This window comes from Mycobacteroides franklinii, from assembly GCF_001853795.1.
Classification (GTDB): Bacteria; Actinomycetota; Actinomycetes; order Mycobacteriales; family Mycobacteriaceae; genus Mycobacterium; species Mycobacterium franklinii.
On record NZ_MLIK01000021.1, the window covers coordinates 1 to 1,349 of the forward strand.

Below are 1,349 nucleotides of genomic sequence, written 5' to 3' on the forward strand. Positions count from 1 at the left end.
CTAGTGGATGGTTTCCCGATAATGGGTGCCCCGAATGCTGGGGACACTGCGTGGATGCTGGCCAGCGCCGCGTTGGTGTTGTTGATGACGCCCGGTCTGGCTTTCTTCTATGGCGGCATGGTCCGCGCGAAGAATGTGCTGAACATGGTCATGATGAGCATCAGTGCGATGGGTGTTGTGACGGTGTTGTGGGTGCTGTATGGGTACTCGATGTCTTTTGGCAACGATGTGTCGTGGCATGGTTTTGGTGATCCGACGCAGTATTTCGGCCTCAAGGGGTTGATTGGTGCTGATGGGGCTGCGGCGGTGGCCGCCGATGCCGCTACCAATACCGCGGCCGCCGATGCGGTCAATATTCCGTTGGTGGGCACGCTGCCGGCGACGGTGTTCGTGGCGTTCCAGTTGATGTTCGCGATCATTACCGTGGCGTTGATCTCCGGTGCGGTGGCTGATCGTCTCAAGTTCGGGGCGTGGATGCTGTTCTCGGCGTTGTGGGCCACGATCGTGTATTTCCCGGTGGCGCATTGGGTTTTCGCCGCCGATGGTGCTGCTGCTGAACATGGTGGCTGGATCTTTAACCGGTTGCATGTCATTGACTTCGCCGGTGGCACCGCGGTGCATATCAATGCCGGTACCGCGGGGTTGGTGTTGGCGCTGATTTTGGGTAAACGCAAGGGTTGGCCCGGCACGCCGATGCGCCCGCATAATCTGCCGTTCGTGATGCTCGGTGCCGGGCTGCTGTGGTTCGGCTGGTATGGGTTTAACGCCGGATCGGCCGGTACTGCCAATGGTTTGGCGGGTTCGACGTTTGTGACCACGACCATCGCGACCGCCGCGGCGATGCTGGGCTGGCTGCTGACCGAACGTATCCGGGACGGGCACGCGACCTCGTTGGGTGCGGCCTCGGGCATCGTGGCCGGTTTGGTGGCTATCACGCCGTCCTGTTCATCGGTCAATGTTGTTGGGGCCCTGGCTATCGGGGCGATCGCGGGCATCGTGTGTGCACTGGCGGTGGGTTTGAAATACAAGTTCGGGTTCGATGACTCCCTGGACGTGGTCGGTGTTCACCTGGTCGGTGGCATCGTGGGCACCCTGCTCATCGGGTTCTTCCTGGCCCCGGGCACCGGCGCCTCAGCGGTCAAGGAAGTCAAACTCGGCCTGTTCTACGGCGGTGGACTTGAACAACTGACACGCCAAGCGATCGGCGCGGGTTCGGTTCTGCTCTACTCGGCAATCGGCACCGCTATCGTTGCTCTCATCGTGAAGTACACCATTGGCCTACGCATCAGCGACGAGGGAGAAGCCGCAGGCGCCGACGAATCCCAACACGCAGAAGGCGCATACGACTT

General features: G+C 61.0%; 1 protein-coding gene. It reads left to right on the forward strand.

What is annotated here, in order from left to right; genetic code table 11:
- Window positions 1-3: 3 nt before the first annotated feature.
- Window positions 4-1,349 (forward strand): ammonium transporter (locus BKG76_RS19375; RefSeq protein ID WP_207543793.1); only part of this gene is annotated, 1,346 nt, incomplete at its 3' end.